2 protein-coding genes and 1 tRNA gene are annotated in these 3150 nt (G+C 39.6%); all 3 read right to left on the reverse strand.

What is annotated here, in order from left to right:
• Positions 1-1089 (reverse strand): flagellin lysine-N-methylase (fliB, locus tag ACH2DQ_RS01010; RefSeq protein ID WP_395025149.1); only part of this gene is annotated, 1089 nt, incomplete at its 3' end.
• 99 nt (positions 1090-1188) lie between these two features.
• Positions 1189-1271 (reverse strand) — tRNA-Leu (locus ACH2DQ_RS01015).
• Positions 1272-1483: 212 nt separating this feature from the next.
• On the reverse strand, positions 1484-3150 hold a 1667-nt coding region (locus ACH2DQ_RS01020; RefSeq protein WP_395025152.1), incomplete at its 5' end, for an LTA synthase family protein.

Raw genomic sequence — 3150 nt, forward strand, 5'->3', positions numbered from 1 at the left:
CAGGTCGGAATGCTCGATTTCCCGGGAATATCGTTGTGCTGTTCGTGTGAAATCGGAAAATTCCAGCTTTTTGATCCGGCTTTGCCACAGAGCCTGCGCCATCTCCTGAATCAGCAGGGTGCTGACTACTGCTAATTTCATTTTAGAATAGGCTTCCCGGTCATATACTGCACCGCTGAAATAAGTAAAGATAAAATAAACCATCAATTGTTCGCACCAGCATGACCAGTCGTCCCGGGTATCGCTTTGATAGCCAATACTTTCCAAAAATAGTCTGCGGTTATACGGATAGGCAGACTCGTCCCGGGCAAAGAGGCTGTCTTGAATGCTTTCTATGAATTCCGGCCAGTCTTTTCTTAATATTTCCAGCTGATCAAAAATATGAAACATGTTTTTCATGGTAATTCCGCGTTCGTTCGCCAGTTTTTTATATTCTGTCTGCTTATTCTGGAAAAATGAAATTGCTTTCTCACCCTGATACCGGTTAATCACTTCCTCTATGGTGAAAAGCTGATTACGATCTATGCGGGACTGCAGGTCGTGGCTGAAAGCCAGTACCATGGCCATTCGGACGGTATAGTCCAGGTTGCGGTTCTGCAAAATACGGATAATACTATCCCTGGCATCCATGAGTTTGGTAAATAACAAAAAATCAAAATCTTCATATTCTTCCTGACTGCTCTCTTTTTCCATTGTTAAAAACCGGATTTTTTCTTTGCATCCAAGTATCAGTTCTGCACAGGGTGGACAGGAAAGCGACAGAGAGATTTCCCGCAGTCCTTCGTATTCTTCCACATGCCTGGGGTAGGTTCGACAGGTTTTACATAACATTGCAGGACCTGCTTCTTTATAAATATCACACAGGTTTTCATCATTTAAGAATTCACACCGGCGGCGGTACTGTTTAAATACCGTGTTCTTCCAGTCAATGGAATTATGCAGCCTGTTTCGGAAGGAACCTTTTACTTTTTTATATTTTTTGACTGATTTCTCATCGATCACAATTTCCCATCCGGCACAGCAGGTGTCCGGACAGGCAGATGCTGTGCACTTAAATTTTTTAAAATAGTGTGGAATTGTATATTGCATAGTGTTTCCTTTCTGTAACGCCTGGTTACTATAAACCATCTATTTCAGAGCAAAAAAAAGACACCATATACAGGTGCTTTTCAAGAAAAATGATAAAACTGCCGGCAATGGGACTTGAACCCATACGTGGTTGCCCACAACAGATTTTGAGTCTGCCTCGTCTGCCATTCCGACACGCCGGCTTACGTTGATATGTTCCTCTCAACGAAAATAATTTTATCATAAGCTGCCAAATTATGCAAGCATTTTTTGAATTTTTTTTATTTTTCCTAATTTATCGACAATAAGGACTTTTTGTACTCTTCTATTAATTTGTTATAAAGATCGAAAGAGTCTGATCCGGGCGACATGGGAATCCGATTCCCCCTCACAGGTTGATCAAGTAATGATGGCATTAGCCAAAAAAATCATTGACCCGGTTTTTCCCGTCGCTTAGATGATTATACTGTAAAATAGAGTACTGATTCAGCAGTTCGCTATAGGAATCTTCTGAAAACTGGTGATAATTTCCATCCTTATCTATGTATATATTTCCGGTAATAACAGGTAGTGTTTTGCGCAGGTTTTCTAAGAAGGTCTGATAACCGGTTAAAGGCAGCCCGGCATTAGACAGGAGCAGTCCACTGAGATAGTTTGGACTGATCATCGGAATATCCCTACTCTCCAGTTTATAATTTGCCCACATTACCATAGGAACTATATATCCGTTCTGAAATTCTTCTACAGAGGAATCCTGATTAATATGATTCAGTTTTAAAATTGGTTTTGCCACATTATCTGCAGGCTGATGGTCTCCAAACATTAAAATTATGGTTGGCTCTTCTTCTTTTTGAAAGTAATCGGTAAGATCTTTGAAAGCCTTGTCGGATTCTTTGATCAGGGTCAGATATTGTTCTGCTGCCCGCACATTATCCGATTTCTTTTTACCATCATATTGAGAAAGCGATATGGAAGTTTCAAATCCCGGAAAGTCTTTATCATATCCGCCATGATTCTGCATGGTTACTTCGAAGGTAAATATTCGTTCTTCCGGCGACTTATTTTTATAAGTTTCAATAATTTTCTGATACGCAGATTCATCACTGATATAATCCCTGATTTTTTTGGGATTCTTAAAATCAGTTTTGGAGTAGTACGTATCAAAACCAAAATAGGAATATACATTTTCCCGATTCCACCCTTTGGAATTGTATGGATGAATCGCAGTTGTCTTATACCCCAGGCTCTTTAAATAATTTGGCAATGCGGGCATGGGCTGGCGCACAAACTGCTGGTATGCCACACTGCCATTAGGTAAGAATGCCATTGTGTCACTGGTCAGGAACTCATACTCTGTATTGGCGGTATTGCCACCTTTCACCGAAACAAATAGATCTGATTTGATGGTGTTCTCTGTCAGGGAGTGGATAAAAGGCATGTAGTCTTCATTTGTTTCAAATTTTCCACGGGCAGAGAGGTCGGAAAATGCTTCATTCATGATTACGATGATGTTTGGTTTGTCTTTTAAAAGCACCTCTTTTGAGGTATGCTTGTCAGGACTTGTTGCGGAAACATCCTGGACTTTTGCTTCTGACATGATTTCTTTGGCTTTTTTTGGGGTATAGCCAACGGGTTTTTGTACATGTAAATAACGGAAGTTGGTGATAAATGCCACAGCAAAACCATTTCTCATATAGATCCGTTTTGGAGCAAATAAAGTATGGTAGAGCTTAAAAGTTTCTGTAGTTCGCTCTGATTTTACCACAGTAACATATCCTGCCATACAAATAGTTGTAAGTATAAGTGCTGCAAGGCGAATCCGCAGGCTTTTGATTTTGAGATTCATTTTTTCAGCACAGATCATCAAAAACGCAAAACCGATGATCAGAAATACGAATCGATAATTAAAGGTAAAGGAATAGTTATCTGTAATAGAAAGTGCTGTTCGTGCAGATAAAAAATCCCAAGGCATTAATGGTGAGGAACGAAATTGGATTACAAAAAAATTTATTACTCCAAAAACTAATGGAAATAAAGTCGCTAAAATATATCCCCATCTTACAGAGTTTAGCAGAAAACTAC

The organism is Robinsoniella sp. (assembly GCF_034124845.1).